Genomic DNA, 16,715 nt, shown 5'->3' with positions numbered 1-16,715 from the left:
GGCAGAATCAATGCATGTCCGACACGACCACCCGCGCGCTCGCACTGCTGAATCTCCTGCAGACGCATCGGCACTGGCCCGGCACCGAACTCGCCGCGCGGCTCGGCGTGACCGAGCGGACCGTGCGCAGAGACGTCGAGCGGCTCCGCGACCTCGGCTACCGCATCGAGTCGACGCCCGGCATCACCGGCGGCTACCGCCTCGAGGCCGGGAGCGCGGTGCCGCCGCTCCTCCTCACCGACGAGGAGGCCGTGGCGATGGCGATCGGGCTGCGCGTCGCCGCATCGCAGCGACTGGTCAGCGGCCCCGAGACGACCCTCACGGCTCTGGCGAAGCTCGAGCAGGTGCTGCCTGCCCCGCTCCGCCGCCGGGTGACGGCATTGGCCGACGCGGTGCAGCCGGCGGGGATCCAGTCGGGCGCGGCGGTGTCGAGCGAGGTGCTCGGCGAACTGGCGCTGGCGATCCGCGACCACGAGCGCGTGCGATTCGACTACACCTCGATGACCGGCGCCGAGACCCGCCGCCGGGTCGAACCGCATGCCCTCGCCCCCGCCGACCGGCACTGGTACCTGCTCTGCTGGGACCTCGAGCGCGACGACTGGCGCACCTTCCGCGTCGATCGGCTCGCGCGGGTCGAGCACACCCGGGTGCTCTTCGAGCCGCGGCCGTTGACCCCCGACGAGGTGGAGGACTTCATCCTCGTCGCCCGGGCGTGGACGCGGCAGCCCGTCGAGGCCGACGCCGTCATCGACCTGCCGTTCGAGGTGATGAAGGAGCACTTCGGCATCTGGGGGCAGGGCGCCACCGAAGAGGATGCTGCGCACACGCGGTGGCCCGTCGGTGGCGCCGACTTCCGCGAGACCATGTACGGCCTGTCGTGGATCCCGGCGGGGGTGGACTACACGACCGACCTCGCCGAGCCGTCGCGCTCCGAGCTGCGCGAGGTGCTCGAGCGGATGCTGCGCGCCCTCGACGCTCCTCCCCCGCCCGCTCGCGCTCCCGGTCGGTGAGCGCAAACGAAGACGAGGCTCCGGCTCGAAGGACCTCCGGCCCGCATCGTCGAGGTAGGCGGAGGAAGATGAGTGGTGCCATGAGATTCCTCGCGAACGCACCACGGTTCTTGTTCTTCACCGGCAAGGGCGGCGTCGGCAAGACGTCGGTCGCGTGCGCCACGGCCGTCCACCTCGCGACCGTGGGGCAGCGCGTCCTGCTCGTGAGCACTGATCCCGCGTCCAACCTCGGCCAGGTGTTCGGCATCGCGATCGGCAACGCCGTCACGGGGATCGCGTCGGTTCCCGGCCTCGATGCGCTGGAGATCGATCCCGCGCAAGCGGCCGACGCCTATCGGGAGCGCATCATCGGGCCCCTCCGAGGGCTGCTGCCCGAATCGGAGATCGCCGGGGTCATCGAAGGGCTCTCGGGTTCGTGCACCACCGAGGTCGCATCCTTTGATGAGTTCACGCAGCTTCTGACGGACGACGCCGCATACGGGCGATACGACCACATCCTCTTCGACACCGCTCCTACCGGCCACACCATCCGACTCCTGCAGTTGCCCGGATCGTGGACGCGGTTCCTCTCGACCGGCGGAAACGCGTCGTGCCTTGGTCCCCTCGCCGGACTGGACAAGCACCGGGCAACGTACGCAGCGGCGGTGTCTGCGCTCACCGATCCCGACCGCACCCGGCTGATCCTGGTCACCCGCCCGCAACCGTCCGCGCTCAAGGAGATCGACCGCACGTTCGCCGAGCTGACCGCGATCGGCATGACGAACGCGTTCGTCGTGATCAACGGCGTCCTCCCCGAGAGAGCCGGCGACGAGCCGATCGCGGTGGCGCTGCGTCGTCGGGAGGCCGCCGCGCTGTCGGCCGTTCCGGCGGCGATCGCCGATCTGCCCCGTGATGTTCTGGAGCTCAAGGCCCGCGACGTCGTCGGCCTCGAAGCGGTCCGCACGTTCTTCGACCCCGAACTCGCCGATGAGGCGGTGGGGGATGCCGCCGAGACCGCCGTTCTGCCGGACGCGCCCCTGGTCGCCCTCGTGGATGAGATCGAGCGCGACGGGCGTGGTCTGGTGATGTGCATGGGCAAGGGCGGTGTCGGCAAGACGACCGTCGCCGCTGCCGTCGCCCTCGCCCTGGCCAACCGCGGTCACGAGGTGCTCCTGACCACCACCGATCCGGCCGCCCACCTCGACGACACGCTCGGCGCAGCGGTCGACGGCCTCACCGTGACACGGATCGACCCCGACATCGCACTCGAGCAGTACCGTGCGCACGTCATGGCGACGAAGGGGAAGGAGTTGGACGAATCGGGACGCGCGGCGTTGGCCGAGGACCTGATGTCGCCGTGCACCGCGGAGGTCGCGGTCTTCCACCAGTTCTCTCGGGCGATACACGACTCCCGACGGAAGTTCGTCGTGATGGACACCGCACCGACCGGACACACCCTGCTGCTCCTCGACACCGCCGGCTCGTACCATCGCGAGATCGCCCGCCAGATGGGAGCCGTGAACATGGCCTATTCGACGCCGTTGATGCGACTTCAAAACCCCGCACAGACGAAGATCCTTCTGGTGACGCTCGCCGAGACGACGCCTGTGCTGGAAGCGACGGGGCTGCAGGACGACCTGGAACGTGCCGGCATCCACCCCTGGGCGTGGGTGGCGAACAACTCGATCGCCGCGACGCACCCCCGCTCGCCGTTCCTGCGGACGCGAGCCCGCAACGAAGTCGCGCAGATCGACCGCATTCAGGAACTGACCGATCGCATCGCGATCGTCCCGCTGCTGCCCGACGAGCCGATCGGCGTCGCGCGGCTGTCGGCGTTGACAGGCGGGATTCCGCAGGGCGTTGAAGATCGCCCGACGACACACGCCGTCACACCCTGACACTCTCCTTCACATTCCTGGCCGCTGTCGCCGCCCTCACGTAACGTCGAGGGCATCGCGGCGATCCGGGCGGTCCCGGGCTCCGGCTCATATCCGGCAGCGTTGCGGGTTCGACTCCCGCCGTCGCGTCCACCTCACGCCGGGACTTCCGACCCACCCGCGCGGTCCGCTTGCCGGAATGGTCGAATCAACGGAAACCGGGATTCGATCGAGGAAGACGGTGGCGAGGTGCAGCAGAAGGTGGTGGTCGGGGTCACGGATGCGGCGGTGTCGCGTCGTGCCGTGGACTGGGCGGTAGACAGAGCAGCCGCGCGGGGAGATCGGCTCGAGCTGCTGTCGATCGTCGACGGGGCCGTCGGCGTCGGCGACGAAGGCGACGTGGTCGGCTGGGCGCAGGAGTGGAAAGAAGACGTGCTCAGGAACGAAGCCGAGCGCGTCCGCGCACGCGGAGTACCCGTGGAGATACGCCTCGAACGCGGCAAGCCGATCGAACGATTGATCGACGCGTCGAAGGACGCGTCCCTGCTGGTCATCGGCAGCGACTACCGCGGAACCGAGTCGCAACCGGCGCGGGGTCCGCACGGGATCCGCATCACGGCCGGCGCGCACTGCCCGGTCGCGGTGGTTCCCGATCTCGACCTCACCGGCCGGTCCGGCGTCATCGTCGGGGTCGACGGCTCAGAAGCATCCGAGGCCGCGATCGTCTTCGCCGCCGCCGAAGCGGACCGATCGGGCGAGGCGCTGACGGCGGTGATGAGCTGGTCCCCCATCGCCATTCCCCTGTCTGTCCGGTCGTATCCCGACGGCTATCTGCGGAACATGCAGTCGCTGACCGAAGAGGCGCTCGGCATATCGATGTCCGGGATCTCGCAGCAGTATCCCGACCTGGAGGTGCGCCGTGTCGTGGAGAGCAGCGACAGACCCGAGACGGTGATCAATCGGCTCGCCTCCGGCGCCCGGCTCACCGTCATCGGTTCGCACGGCCGCAGCCGGCTCGCGCGTTTCCTCCTCGGATCCACCAGCCAGCAGGTCCTCCTCCGGCTCGCCACCGCGACGGTGGTCGTGCGATGACACCCTCACCGGAACGGACGGTCACCATGGAACGCATTCTTCTGGGTTACGACGCCAGCGACGGAGCAGACGCTGCGCTCGACTGGGTCACCGATCGCGCACTGAGCCGTCGGGCGCGCGTGGAGGTCGTCATCGTGACCAACCCGTTTCTCCAGGATCAGCCGCGGGCCGAGGACGACCTCGCCCGCGCCGAGCACCGTCTCCGCGCGGCGAACCCCACACTCCCGATCGAGACGGAGCGCATCGACGGCCTGATGCCGCGCGCCCTGACCGACGCCGCGGCAGACGCGGACCTCCTGGTGATCGGCGTCGATACCGACAGCTCCATCCGCGAAGCACTGCACGGATGGATGTCGCTTCGCGTGAGTGCGACGGCGACCGTGCCCACCTGCATCGTCCCTTCAGGATGGTCCGAGAAGAGCGGACCGATCACGGTGGGCCTCGCGTCGGACCCGTCGAGCGATGCGGCGCTGACCTTCGCCGCATCCGAGTCGGCCGCCGCGGGTGAGAGCCTTCGTATCGTCCACGCATGGTTGGGCCCGATCCCCGCAACGACCGTATCCTCCCAGCGCGACGTGCGAACGCAGCATATGCAGCTCATGGACCGGGCCGTCGAGCGAGTTCAGGGGGTTGCTCCCGACCTCGCGGTCGATCGTGTGCTCATCCACGACAACGCCGCGTCCGCCCTGAGCATCGCCGCGAGTGACAGCTCGCTGATGGTGCTGGGCACCCACGGGCGGGGAGTGCTGGCCGGGGGGTTCTTCGGTTCGGTCGGGCAAGACCTCATCGGCCGTCTCGAGGTTCCCATCATCGTCGTGCCATCGGGTCGCTGATCATCGGGCTTCGCGCTTCGCCAACGACAACCACGTCTCGATGATGCTGTCGGGGTTGAGGGAGATCGATCCGATGTCGTGGCTGACGAGCCAGTCAGCGAGATCAGGATGATCCGACGGGCCCTGTCCGCAGATGCCGACGTACTTCCCTCGCCGACTGCACGCCTCGATCGCCATCTGGAGCACGCTGAGCACGGCGGGGTTCCGCTCGTCGAAGGCCGCCGCGACGAGATCGGAATCCCGATCGACGCCGAGGACGAGCTGGGTCATGTCGTTGGACCCGATGGAGAAGCCGTCGAAGTGGTCGAGGAAGCGATCGGCGAGCAGGGCGTTCGACGGGATCTCGCACATCATCAGGACCTCGAGGCCGTTCTCACCGCGGCGCAGGCCATTCTCGGCGAGCACCCGCTCGACGGCTGCGGCCTCATCGACCGTGCGGACGAACGGGACCATGATCTTCACGTTCGTCAGACCCATGGCGTCACGGACGTGGCGCAGCGCGTCGCATTCCATGGCGAAGCAGTCGGCGAACCGGTCGGTGACGTAGCGCGACGCTCCCCGCCACCCGAGCATCGGGTTCTCCTCCTGCGGCTCGTATCGCTCGCCTCCGAGCAGATGCGCGTACTCGTTGGTCTTGAAGTCGCTCGTGCGGACGATCACCGGTTTGGGTGCGAACGCGGCCGCGATGGTCGAGACGCCCTCGGCGAGGCGCCGGACGAAGAACTCCCGCGGCCCGCCGTAGGGGCTCGTGCGGAGCATGATCTCCGCGCGCAGCGGTTCGTCCAGCGCCGCGACGTCCAGCAGCGCCTGCGGGTGGATGCCGATGAGTTCATTGATGATGAACTCCAGTCGGGCGAGCCCCACCCCGGCGTTGGGGAGCGCGGCGAAGGCGAATGCCTGATCGGGTGCGCCCACGTTCATCATCAGCTCGACCGGAATGGGCGGCATCCGATCGATTCGCGTGTGCTCCTCTGAGAAGTCCGCACGTCCGGCGAACACGTGCCCCTCGTCGCCGTCGCTGCAGCTGACCGTGACGAGCGTCCCGTCGGTCAGCTCGCGGGTGGCGGTGACCGTGCCGACGACGGCGGGGATGCCGAGCTCGCGCGCGACGATCGCGGCGTGACAGGTGCGACCGCCGCGGTCGGTGATGATCGCGGCGGCCTTCTTCATCACCGGCTCCCAGTCGGGGTCGGTCATGTCGGCCACGATCACATCGCCGTCCTGCACCCGTTCCATGTGTTCTGCCGACGACATCACCCGCACGCGCCCCACACCGATGCGGCGACCGATCGCGCGACCCGAGATGAGAAGGTCGCCGTGCTCGCGCAGCACGAAGCGGTCGAGGGTCACGGCATCCTCCCGCGACACGACCGTCTCCGGGCGCGCCTGCAAGATGTACAGGCGCCCCTCCTGCCCGTCGCGGGCCCACTCGATGTCCATCGGCCGGCCGTAGTGCTCCTCGATCACGAGCGCGGATCGTGCGAGTTCGGAGACATCGTCATCGGTGATGCTGAACCGCGAGCGCGCGCTGTCGGGAACGTCCTCGAACGACGTGCTGTGTCCGACGGTGCTCTCGGTGGCGAACCGAAGGGCGATGGCCTTCTCGCCGAGGCGCCGGCGGAGGATCGCGGGCCGGCCCGCCCGGAGCCCGGGCTTGTACACCAGGAACTCATCCGGGTTGACGGCCCCCTGCACCACCGCCTCCCCCAGTCCATAGGCACTGGTGACGAGGACGCTGTCGCGGAAACCCGACTCGGTGTCGACGGTGAAGATCACACCCGACGCGCCGATGTCGGAGCGCACCATGCGCTGCACGCTCGCCGACAGCGCCACATCGGAGTGCGCGAACCCCTGGTGCACCCGATAGGCGATCGCGCGATCGTTGTAGAGCGAGGCGAACACCCTCTTGATCGCCGCGAGGATGTTCTCGACGCCGGCGATGTGCAGAAAGGTCTCCTGCTGCCCGGCGAAGGACGCATCCGGCAGGTCCTCGGCGGTCGCCGACGAACGGACCGCCCAGGTGATGTCGGTGCCCCCGGCATCTTCGACGACGGCGGCGAAGGCGTCGCGGATGTCGCGTTCGAGATCGGCCGGAAGGGGCTGGGCGCCGATCATCGCACGGATCTCGGCTCCGGCTCGGGCGAGCGCCGCGACGTCGGACACGTCGAGCTCCGCCAGCATCCGCGTGATCCGAGCCGCGAGTCCGTCTGCCGCGAGGAAGGCACGGTAGGCCTGCGCCGTGGTGGCGAACCCGCCCGGCACCCGCACGCCGCTCGAGGCCAGGCGCGAGATCATCTCGCCGAGGGAGGCGTTCTTCCCCCCCACCTGGGGCAGGTCCGCCATCCCGATCTCGGACAGTGGGATGACGTTGCTCACTCCTGCTGCGGCCATCATGTCCTCTTCTGACCTCGTTCGTCCGGTGCAGGGTCAGTGTCGAGGGATGGTCGCCACCAGCCCGGGCCGAAGGTCCTGCCAGGCCCCGCCCCGGATGCCGCGGGACCAATGTCCCGGGTCCGGCCAGGGGGCGCCGGGAGACTCCTCCCGACGCCGACGCCGACGCCGACGCCGCGGGCGAGAAGGAGCACACCGATGGATGACATCACCGAAGCCCCCGTGTGGAGTCTCAGCGAGGACGAATGCTGGAGCCTGCTCGCACGTGGTCAGGTGGGTCGTCTTGCGGTGTCGATCCAGGGGGAGCCCGACATCTTCCCCATCAACTACGTGACCGACGGACCGCACGTGCTGTTCCGCACGGCGCCCGGGTCGAAGCTCGCGGAGCTCTCGGCCAACCCCCGCATCGCGTTCGAGGTCGACGAGTACGACGACGACGGTGCCGCGAGCGTGGTGTTCAAAGGAACGGCGACCCGGCTCGAACTGCAGAGCGAGATCGACGCGGCCGAGGCTCTGCCGCTCACACCCTGGATCCCGACCCTCAAATACCGCTGGGTCCGGCTCTCACCGACGTCGATCACCGGCCGGCGCTTCCAGCGCGGCCCGGAGCCCGACCGGTACGACGCCGCCGCGAACGACCAGTGGACGTGAGGGCGCGCGTCATCCCCGCGCGCGTGGTGGCCGCTCCCCGGTGCCGCGCTCCATGATCCACGTCGGCAGTTCGATCTGACGACTGAACCCGGTGGGGTCCTCGATCCGCTCGAGCGCCAAGCGGGCGGCCTGCCGGCCGAGATCGACCGGGTCGTACGAGATCACCGTGACCCCCATGAGGTCGGCGGTGTCGAAGTCGTCGAACCCGATCAGGGCGGTGGTGTCGTCGCCTCGGGCACGCAGGGCGCGCAGCGCCCCGATCGTCATGCGGTTGTTGCCCGCGATGATCGCCGTCGGCGGTTCGGCTGCATCGAGCAGCTGGCCCACCAGTCGCTCGGGCGGCTCAGCGGGATCGTCCGCCAAGAGCTCCCACCGTGCGGCGTCATCTATCCCCGCGGCGGCGAGCGCCGCGCGGCGTCCGGCGAGCCGCTCCTCCTGCGAGTACACCGCTGCCGGGTTGCACACGTACGCGATGCGACGGTGGCCGTGGGCGATGAGCCGGGATGTCGCATCCGCCACGCCTGCGCGGTTGGCGAGCACCACCGAGTCGGCGATGAGGTTGCGCGCCGGTCGGTCCACGCTGACGACGGCCGTGCCGAGCTGCCGCTCCCCCTCGAGATAGCCCTGGTCGCGGCTGACAGGGATGAGCAGCAGTGCGTCGATACGCTGCCCGAGGAGCGTCTCGGCGACCTGCTCCTCCCCCTCCTCGGTGTCGTCGGTCGTGGCGAGCACCAGTCCGTATCCCTCCTCGCGCAGAACGCGTTCGATACCTGAGGCGACCTTGTAATAGAACGGGTTGCCGAGCTCGCCGATGATGAGGCCCATGGTGCGCGTTCTGCCGCCGCGGCGCAGCCCCTGGGCGAGGGCGTTCGGGCGGAAGCGCAGGCGCTTGGCCGCCGCGAGCACCCGCTCGGCCGTCTCGGGCGCCACGAGCTCGCGCTGACTGAACACCCTCGACACGGTCTTGGCGCTGACGTGCGCCAACCGCGCCACGTCTTCGACGGTTGCGCGCTGCGACGTCACCGGCTTACGCCCGCGTCAACAACGCCGAAACCGCTCATGTCTGACGTGGACATGAAGTTGGACATCCACTTCCCCTCACCGATCGGATGAAACGCATAAAGCCCCGGTCAAAGGCATTCTGTACCGGTGGATCGTCATCGGTCAAGCCTGGACAACCTTGTCCCGTGGCCTTGTCAACGTAGGACATTGCCATTTATCGTCGACGAGACGCCGCGAGGCCGCGGTCGCACAGACGGATCAACGGTGAATCTGCAAAGGAGATGCACATGAGGCGCAAGACGATTGCGATCGCCTCCCTCGGGGTGGTGAGCGCACTGGCACTGGCCGGCTGCGCGGGTGGCGCGGGGGCCGACGACCCCGACAACACCATCGACGGTGAGGTGCAGGGCGAGGTGACCTTCGTGACCTGGCGCACCGACCTGGTGCAGGACGGCACCTTCGAGGCCTACGCCGAGCAGTTCACCGAGATGTACCCCGACGCCTCGGTCACCTTCGAGGGCATCACCGACTACGAGGGTGAGATGCGCACCCGCCTGTCGACGGAGAGCTACGGCGACGTGCTGGGAATCCCCAACAGCGTGCAGCCCGACCAGTTCGCCGACTACTTCGAGCCGCTCGGCCAGACCGACGACCTCGAAAGCACGTACCGGTTCCTGGCCCCGAAGAGCTTCGACGGGGTGCAGTACGGTCTGGCTCTCGGAGGCAACGCCAACGGCCTGGTCTACAACACCGCCGTCTTCGAAGAGGCGGGCGTCACCGAGGTTCCCAAGACCGAGGAGGAGTTCCTCGCGGCACTGCAGGCGATCGAGGAGAACACCGACGCCATCCCGATGTACACGAACTACAAGGATGGCTGGCCGCTGAGCCAGTGGACCAGCAACATCGGAGCCCCGAGCGGCGATGCCGACGCGATGAACGCGATGACCACGGAGGATGCTCCCTGGACCGAGGGCACCGACATCTACGCCATCGACTCGCTCATCTTCGACGCCGTCGCCGGCGGGTACACCGAAGACGACCCGCTCACCACCAACTGGGAGCAGTCGAAGGTCGACTTCGCCACCGGCAAGATCGGCGTGATGGGACTCGGATCGTGGGCGATCTCGCAGCTGCAGGCCGCCGCGGAAGACAACGGCGAGTCCGCGGATGTCGTGGGCTACATGACCTTCCCCGCCACCGCGTCCGACGGCACCCAGTACGCCATGGTCGGCGGCGACTACAACCTCGGCATCAACGTCAACTCCGACGTGAAGGCCGCGGCGAAGGCCTGGATCGACTTCCTCCTGGAGGAGTCGGGCTTCACCGAGACGCAGGGCATGGTCTCCGCGCTGACGGCCGATCCGCTGCCGTCGAACCTCGGCGGACTGGAGGAAGAGGGCGTCGAGCTGCTCGAACTCAGCCCCGCCCCCGCCGGCGAAGAGTCGCTCGTCAACGACATCGCCGACGGCGCGCAGATCGACCTCTACGGCAACATCTACCGCCAGAAGCTCGTCGACATCGCCCGTGGCGCCGCCGACGGCGATAAGGAGTCGTACTTCGAGGAACTGAACACCGCGTGGGCCGACTCCCGCGCTCAGGTGGGCTGAGCCCGCACACCGACCGTTCCGGCCGGGGCATCCCGCCCCGGCCGGAACCACGGAGGAATCATGTCGTTCACCGCCGCAGCCCCCGACGCTCCCGCCGCGCCGGGCCCCGCCATCGTCCCGATCGCCCCGCGGCCGTCGCGCAGCAGCCGGTGCCGTGACCGCCGCCCGGCCGGCCGGCGCAGCATCCTGAATCGACTGACGCCCTATCTCTTCATCGCGGCCGCCGTCGGTCTGCTGCTTCTGTTGACCTACCTGCCCGCAGCCAACATGCTCTGGTACAGCCTCACCGACTGGGACGGCATCGACAAAGAGCAGAACTTCATCGGACTGCAGAACTACCTCGAGGTGTTCACCAACCCTCGCGTGTTCGGGGTCTTCTTCGTCAGCATCTATTACTTCATCGGCGCCTTCGTGCAGATGGCGATCGCGCTCTACTTCGCCGCGCTCCTGTCGACCCGCACGCGGTTCTCGAACTTCTTCCGCGGGGTGCTCTTCTTCCCCTACCTCATCAACGGCGTCGCCATCGGATTCGTCTTCCTCTACCTCTTCCAGCCCGGCGGCACGCTCGACACCGTGCTCGGCTGGTTCGGCATGGCCGACACTCCGCAGTGGCTCGGCGACCCGAACGTGGCGAACTTCTCTCTGGCCGGCACGAGCGTGTGGCGCTACACCGGTATGAACTTCGTGCTCTTCCTCGGCGCGATGCAGTCGATCCCCCGCGAGCTGTACGAGGCTGCCGAGATCGACGGCGCGAACGACTGGCAGCAGTTCTGGGCGCTGACCTTCCCCGGCATCCGTCGGATCATCGGGCTGAGCTTCATCCTCGCCGTCGCCGGCAGCCTCTCGGTGTTCGAGATCCCCTTCATCATGACCGGCGGGGCCAATGGCACCTCGACCTTCGTCATCCAGACCTTGCAGACGGCGTTCACATTCCGGCAGGTCGGGCTGGCGTCGGCCATGGCGATCGTTCTCCTGGCGATCGTGCTCATCGTGACCTGGGTGCAGCGAAGAGTGTTCCCCGACGAGAAGGTGGACCTGACATGAGCGCGACCGCCCTCCGTCCTCCCCGCGCCGGCCGCTCGATCGGCGCGACTGTGAAGTACCTGTCGCTCATCGCCGGGGTGGTGGTCACGCTCGTGCCCCTGTCGGTCGTGCTGATCGCGAGCCTGAAGACCTCGCAGGAGATCGGCACGACCGGGCCCTTCGAGGCGCCGGGGTCATGGTTCAACCTCGAGAACTTCGTCATCGCCTTCGAGCAGGGCGGCATGGTCGAGGGGTTCATCAACACCACGATCGTGCTGGCGTTCTCGCTGGTGGGCACCATCTTCATCGGCTCCACCGCCGCGTACGCGCTCGACCGCTTCCGCTTCCGAGGAAAGAAGCTGGTCGTCGGGCTCTTCCTCGTCGCCACGCTGATCCCCGGAGTGACGAGTCAGGTCGCGACGTTCCAGATCATCAACGGTCTGGGGCTCTACGACTCGATGGCGGCGCTCGTGATGCTGTTCATGGGCACCGACATCATCTCGATCTACATCTTCATCCAGTTCATGCAGTCGATCCCCGTCTCCCTCGACGAGGCGGCGATGATCGACGGCGCGAACCGGTGGACGATCTACTGGCGCATCGTGCTGCCGCTGCTCAAGCCCGCGATCGCCACGGTCGTGATCATCAAGGGGATCGCCATCTACAACGAGTTCTACCTTCCCTTCCTGTACCTGCCGTCGGAGGGCCTGATCTCCACGTCGCTGTTCCGATTCAAAGGACCGTTCGGCGCGAACTGGGAGATCATCGCCGCCGGCACGATCCTCGTCATCATCCCCACCCTCGTCGCGTTCCTCGCTCTGCAGCGCTGGATCTATCGCGGCCTGACCGCCGGAGCCGTCAAGTGACCCTCACCCCTCTCATCCGCCGCCCGATCGCCGACGGATGGACCCTGGAGGCCACCGCGGGCCCGGTGCCCGACGCGATGCGGACGCAGGTGGTCGACGCGCCCGTGCCGGCGGAGGTTCCCGGCTGCGTGCACACCGATCTGCTTGCCGCGGGTCTCATTCCCGACCCGTACCTCGATGACAACGAGGCGCTTCTCGCCTGGATCGGCCGCGTCGACTGGTCCTACCGCACGACGTTCTCGTGGGCCCCCGACGGCCACGAACGCCACGACCTCGTCTTCGACGGCCTCGACACCGTCGCCCGCGTCGAGGTCAACGGGCGCACCGTCGCCGAGACGGCGAATCAGCACCGCTCCTACCGCATCCCGCTCGACACGGCCGGGCTGCTCCGCGAGGGTGAGAACGACCTCGTGGTGCACTTCACCGCGCCGGTGCCCTACGCCAACGCGCAGAGCGTCGCACTCGGTGCGCGCCCGCGGCCCTATCCCCTCCCCTACGAGGCGATCCGCAAATCGGCCTGCAACTTCGGCTGGGACTGGGGCATCGCCACCTTCACCTCCGGCATCTGGCGCGAGGTGCGCCTGGAGTCGTGGTCGACCGCGCGGCTGGCCGAGGTACGCACCCACGCCGCGCCCGAAGGCGCAGGAGGGCGCGTCGCCGCGACCGTGCGGATCGAACGAGCGGATGCCGCGGCGCGGGCGGCCACGGATGACCTGCGCGTGCGGCTCCGTGTCGGCGGTGCCGAGACCATCGCCTCGGTGCCGGCAGGCGGCGACGAGGTCACGGGTCAGCTGAACCTCGACCAGGTCGAGCGCTGGTGGCCTGCCGGCTACGGCGAACCCCACCTGTACGAGGTGGCGGTCGACTTGCTCGGGGCCGACGAGACCGTCGACACCGCCGAGCGCCGTGTGGGCTTCCGCACCGTGGAGTGGGACACCGCGCCCGACGACGCCGGCACACCGTTCACCCTCGTCGTCAACGACCAGCCGGTCTTCGTCAAGGGGGCGAACTGGATCCCCGACGACGCCCTGCCGGTTCGGGTCGACCGTGCCCGCTACGAGCGACGGCTGCGCCAGGCGCTCGAGGCGAACCTCAACCTCATCCGGGTCTGGGGCGGCGGCATCTACGAGAGCGACGACTTCTACGACCTGTGCGATGAGCTCGGCCTTCTCACCTGGCAGGACTTCCTCTTCGCCTGCGCCGCCTACCCCGAGGAGGAGCCGCTGCGCTCCGAGATCGAGGCGGAGGCACGCGAGAACATCGTTCGTCTGGCATCCCATGCCTCACTCGTCCTGCTCACCGGCAACAACGAGAACATCTGGGGTTACGAGGACTGGGACTGGAAGCGCCGACTCGACGGCCGCACCTGGGGCGCGTACTACTATCACGACCTCTTCCCTCGTCTCATCTCCGAGCTCGCCTCGCACGTGCCGTACGCGCCGGGGAGTCCCTTCAGCCCGGGCGGACAGCACCCGAACGCCGAAGAGCACGGATCGATGCACCTGTGGGAGCAGTGGAACCGGCAGGACTGGCTCACCTACCGCGAGCACCGGCCGCGCTTCGTCGCCGAGTTCGGCTGGCAGGGCCCGCCCGCGTGGACGACCCTTCGCCGTTCGGTGTCGGACGACCCGCTCACGCCCGAATCGCCGGGCATGATCGTGCACCAGAAGGCGATGGAGGGCAACGTCAAGCTCACCGCCGGTCTCGTGCCGCACCTGCGCGTGCCCGACGACATGGAGACCTGGCACTGGGCGATGCAGCTGAATCAGGCGATCGCAGTGCGTACGGCGCTGGAGCACTTCCGCTCGTGGGCGCCGCACACCATGGGGGCGATCGTGTGGCAGCTCAACGACTGCTGGCCGGTCACCTCGTGGGCGGCGATCGACGGAGACGAGCGACCGAAGCCGCTCTTCCACGCGCTGCGACGCGCTTTCGCGGCGCGCACCGTCTCTCTCCAGCCGCGTGAGGGCGGGCTGGCAGCCATCGTGACGAACGACACCGGCGAGGAGTGGTCGGGCACGCTGCATGTGCGTCGTCTCACTTTCCGCGGTGACGTCCGCGCGGACGAGTCGCTCGGGTTCGCCGTCGCCGCGCGCGGGACGGCGACGCTCGCGTTGTCGAGCGAGCTGGCGCAGACGGATGCCGCGAACGCCGAGTTCCTGATCGCCGACGCCGGTGAGGTGCGCGGCACGTGGTTCTTCGCCGAGGCTCGCGACAGCGCGCTTCCGCCGGCGGAGTTCGACCTCGAGGTCTCCCCCGTCGAGGGCGGCAGCATGGTGACCGTCACCGCGACCTCGCTGGTGCGCGACCTGACCTTCCTCGTCGACAAGGTCGACCCGGCCGCGCACGCCGAGGAGGGCCTCATCACGCTCCTTCCCGGCGAGCGCACGACCGTGCGCATTCGCCACGAGGGCACGCTGGATGCTGCGCAGCTGGCCGACCCGCGCGTGGCGCGCACGCTCAACGAACTGGTGAGCCCGTGACGATCGAGGGCGGGCCGGTCTGCGGCATGACCTGGGGCTGGGTCGGCGTCCGCGGCGAGTGGGACACCCCCGAGGCCGAGGCCTCGATGACCGCGATGGCCGAGCACGGGGTCACCTGGACGGCGCTGGCGTATGCGGCCGAGCAGGCGACCGCGTTCTCCACCGACATCCCTTTCGGAAACGACCCCACGGTCACCGACGATGAGATCGTCGCCGCCATCCGTCGCGCCCACGGGCTCGGGCTGAAGGTGGCGCTCAAGCCTGTGGTGAACGTCGCCGACGGCACCTGGCGGGCGCACATCGGCTTCTTCGACTGGGATGTGCCGGGCGAGCCGTCATGGACGCAGTGGTTCGCCTCGTACCGGCGGTTCCTGCTGCACGCCGCGCGGATCGCCGAAGCGGAGGGTGTGGCGATGCTCTGCATCGGCTGCGAGATGGTGCGTGCCGACGGGCAGGAGGCGCACTGGCGGGCGCTCATCGCCGACATCCGTGCGGTGTACTCCGGCCTCCTCACCTACAACTGCGACAAGTACCAGGAAGACCACATCACCTGGTGGGACGCCGTCGACGTGATCTCGTCGAGCGGCTACTACCCCACCGGCACGTGGACGCAGCACCTCGACCGGATCGAGGCCGTGGTGACGCGCGAGGGCAAGCCGTTCTTCTTCATGGAGGCGGGGTGCCCGAGCCGTGAGGGGTCGGCGCGGTTGCCGAACGACTGGAGCCTCGCCGGGGCGCCGTCGGGCGAGGAGCAGCGGGCGTACTACGCCGAGATGTTCGAGGCGTGCGAGGGCCGCGACTGGGTGGGCGGGCTGATGTTGTGGGATTGGCCGGCACGACTGTACGCGCGTGAAGACGCGGTCGAGAACGATGACTACTACCCGTACGGCAAACCCGCGGGTGAGCTCATGCGCGAGACGTACCGGCGCTGGCAGAGGGAGGCGGCGCGATGACTGCTGCGAGCGCGGTGGTCGCGATCGATGCCGGCCAGACGGGGATGAAGGTGCGTGTCGCTCCGCACGGTGCGGCGCCGGTCGATCAGGTCTTTCCCGGTATCCGCACCCATGAGCCGCTGCTTCCGCAGCTGGCGTCGGTGGCGATCGCCGCCGCCCGCCATCACCGGGTGCAGATCGACGTGCTGGCCGCCGGGGTTTCGGGGCTCACCGAGGCGGAGTCGGATGCCGCGTCGCTTCGCGCCGCGGTCGCCGCCGAGTCACCCGATCGGGTGCTCCTCGCCCACGACTCGGTCACCTCCTATCTGGGGGCGCTCGGCGATCGTCCGGGCGCCGTCGTCGCCGCCGGAACCGGAGTGGTCACGCTCGCCGTCGGCCGGCACCGCGTCGCGCGGGTCGACGGGTGGGGCAACATCATGGGCGACGCCGGCAGCGGCTATTGGATCGGCCGCGAGGCCCTCGAGGCCGTGATGCGCGCCTACGACGGACGGGGTCGGCTCACCGCGCTGTCGACGCTGGTCGCCGAGCGGTGGCCAGAGGTCGAGAGCGCCTACATCGAGCTGCAGGGGGCCGACGACCGGGTCGCTCAGATCGCCGCGCTCGCGCGCGGTGTCGCCGAGCTCGCCGCGGATGACGCGGTAGCGGCCGACATCTGCCGCCGCGCCGCCGCCGAGCTGGCGCTGTCGGTCGCGACGGCGCTCGATCGGGTGGCCGACGACCCAGGGGCCGAGGCCCAGGTCGCCGCGATCGGCGGCGTGTTCCGCGCCGAGGTCATCCGCGAGGGTTTCGCGCGCGAGCTCGCCCTGCGGCACCCGCGGGCCGTCGTTCGCCGTGCGCAGGGCGCCGGCGTCGACGGCACCGCCGAGCTTGCCCGGCTCGGTCCGGGGCACCCGCTGCTGTCACACGTATCGGTGGCGTGACCCCGGTCGTCGAGCGAGCGCAGCGAGA

Annotated in this window: 13 protein-coding genes and 1 tRNA gene; 12 read left to right on the top strand and 2 right to left on the bottom strand. The window is 69.0% G+C overall.

Translation table 11 applies throughout. The features are described from left to right. The first annotated feature begins 14 nt into the window (after positions 1–14). From DT073_RS06115 to DT073_RS06100, 5 genes are all read left to right on the top strand, one after another. Positions 15–1,010: a helix-turn-helix transcriptional regulator gene (locus DT073_RS06115; RefSeq protein WP_124292585.1), complete on the top strand. Its 996-nt coding sequence runs from the start codon at positions 15–17 to the stop codon at positions 1,008–1,010. 80 nt (positions 1,011–1,090) lie between these two features. Beyond that, on the top strand, positions 1,091–2,887 hold the full coding sequence (arsA, locus tag DT073_RS06110; protein WP_124292584.1) for an arsenical pump-driving ATPase: 1,797 nt from the start codon (positions 1,091–1,093) through the stop codon (positions 2,885–2,887). A gap of 56 nt (positions 2,888–2,943) precedes the next feature. Further along, positions 2,944–3,019 (top strand) — tRNA-Met (locus tag DT073_RS15825). Between the two features lie 96 nt (positions 3,020–3,115). Beyond that, positions 3,116–3,958 carry a universal stress protein gene (locus DT073_RS06105; RefSeq protein WP_124292583.1) on the top strand — a complete coding sequence of 281 codons (843 nt, stop codon included), beginning with the start codon at positions 3,116–3,118 and terminating at the stop codon, positions 3,956–3,958. A gap of 26 nt (positions 3,959–3,984) precedes the next feature. Next, positions 3,985–4,791, top strand: a complete 807-nt coding sequence (locus DT073_RS06100; protein WP_164478153.1) for a universal stress protein — start codon at positions 3,985–3,987, stop codon at positions 4,789–4,791. On the opposite strand, the gene ppsA is transcribed toward DT073_RS06100, so the two are convergent. Then, entirely contained in the window at positions 4,792–7,185 is a 2,394-nt protein-coding gene (gene ppsA, locus DT073_RS06095; protein WP_240638786.1) for a phosphoenolpyruvate synthase, read from the bottom strand. 195 nt (positions 7,186–7,380) lie between these two features. Between ppsA and DT073_RS06090 the strand changes: the two genes are divergently transcribed. Then, the gene (locus DT073_RS06090; protein WP_124292581.1) at positions 7,381–7,833 is read left to right on the top strand and encodes a pyridoxamine 5'-phosphate oxidase family protein; all 453 of its coding nucleotides are present in this window, start codon (positions 7,381–7,383) and stop codon (positions 7,831–7,833) included. A 9-nt stretch (positions 7,834–7,842) separates the two neighbouring features. Here the strand turns inward: DT073_RS06090 and DT073_RS06085 are convergent, their stop codons facing one another. Then, the gene (locus tag DT073_RS06085; RefSeq protein ID WP_124292580.1) at positions 7,843–8,856 is read right to left on the bottom strand and encodes a LacI family DNA-binding transcriptional regulator; all 1,014 of its coding nucleotides are present in this window, start codon (positions 8,854–8,856) and stop codon (positions 7,843–7,845) included. A 266-nt stretch (positions 8,857–9,122) separates the two neighbouring features. On the opposite strand from DT073_RS06085, the gene DT073_RS06080 reads away from it, so the two are divergent. The 6 genes from DT073_RS06080 to DT073_RS06055 are packed head-to-tail and all read left to right on the top strand — an operon-like array spanning position 9,123 to position 16,687. After that, positions 9,123–10,442, top strand: a complete 1,320-nt coding sequence (locus DT073_RS06080) for an ABC transporter substrate-binding protein (RefSeq protein WP_124292579.1) — start codon at positions 9,123–9,125, stop codon at positions 10,440–10,442. Between the two features lie 60 nt (positions 10,443–10,502). Then, positions 10,503–11,486, top strand: coding sequence for a carbohydrate ABC transporter permease (locus tag DT073_RS06075; protein ID WP_124292578.1), 984 nt, complete (start codon positions 10,503–10,505; stop codon positions 11,484–11,486). Next, positions 11,483–12,331, top strand: coding sequence for a carbohydrate ABC transporter permease (locus DT073_RS06070; protein WP_124292577.1), 849 nt, complete (start codon positions 11,483–11,485; stop codon positions 12,329–12,331). The genes DT073_RS06075 and DT073_RS06070 overlap by 4 nt, the downstream gene beginning before the upstream one ends. Beyond that, entirely contained in the window at positions 12,328–14,814 is a 2,487-nt protein-coding gene (locus tag DT073_RS06065; RefSeq protein ID WP_240638785.1) for a glycoside hydrolase family 2 protein, read from the top strand. The genes DT073_RS06070 and DT073_RS06065 overlap by 4 nt, the downstream gene beginning before the upstream one ends. Next, positions 14,811–15,767 (top strand): glycoside hydrolase family 113, encoded by a 957-nt coding sequence (locus tag DT073_RS06060; protein WP_502697160.1) that lies wholly within the window; start codon positions 14,811–14,813, stop codon positions 15,765–15,767. Before DT073_RS06065 ends, DT073_RS06060 begins: the two co-directional genes overlap by 4 nt. Further along, positions 15,764–16,687 (top strand): N-acetylglucosamine kinase, encoded by a 924-nt coding sequence (locus tag DT073_RS06055; protein ID WP_124292576.1) that lies wholly within the window; start codon positions 15,764–15,766, stop codon positions 16,685–16,687. The genes DT073_RS06060 and DT073_RS06055 overlap by 4 nt, the downstream gene beginning before the upstream one ends. Positions 16,688–16,715: the final 28 nt, after the last annotated feature.

This window comes from Microbacterium sp. ABRD28 (assembly GCF_003850245.1).
Taxonomy (GTDB): Bacteria; Actinomycetota; Actinomycetes; order Actinomycetales; family Microbacteriaceae; genus Microbacterium.
The sequence above is the reverse complement of the archived record's forward strand: the minus strand, read 5'-3'. Positions and strand labels throughout refer to the sequence as shown.

Bases quoted from the DNA above. Each gene is read 5' to 3' on its own strand.
- DT073_RS06100 (WP_164478153.1), top strand. From the start codon at position 3,985: ATGGAACGCATTCTTCTGGGTTACGACGCCAGCGACGGAGCAGACGCT.
- DT073_RS06115 (WP_124292585.1), top strand. From the start codon at position 15: ATGTCCGACACGACCACCCGCGCGCTCGCACTGCTGAATCTCCTGCAG.
- DT073_RS06080 (WP_124292579.1), top strand. From the start codon at position 9,123: ATGAGGCGCAAGACGATTGCGATCGCCTCCCTCGGGGTGGTGAGCGCA.
- arsA (WP_124292584.1), top strand. From the start codon at position 1,091: ATGAGATTCCTCGCGAACGCACCACGGTTCTTGTTCTTCACCGGCAAG.
- DT073_RS06090 (WP_124292581.1), top strand. From the start codon at position 7,381: ATGGATGACATCACCGAAGCCCCCGTGTGGAGTCTCAGCGAGGACGAA.
- DT073_RS06075 (WP_124292578.1), top strand. From the start codon at position 10,503: ATGTCGTTCACCGCCGCAGCCCCCGACGCTCCCGCCGCGCCGGGCCCC.
- DT073_RS06070 (WP_124292577.1), top strand. From the start codon at position 11,483: ATGAGCGCGACCGCCCTCCGTCCTCCCCGCGCCGGCCGCTCGATCGGC.
- DT073_RS06055 (WP_124292576.1), top strand. From the start codon at position 15,764: ATGACTGCTGCGAGCGCGGTGGTCGCGATCGATGCCGGCCAGACGGGG.
- ppsA (WP_240638786.1), bottom strand. From the start codon at position 7,185: ATGATGGCCGCAGCAGGAGTGAGCAACGTCATCCCACTGTCCGAGATC.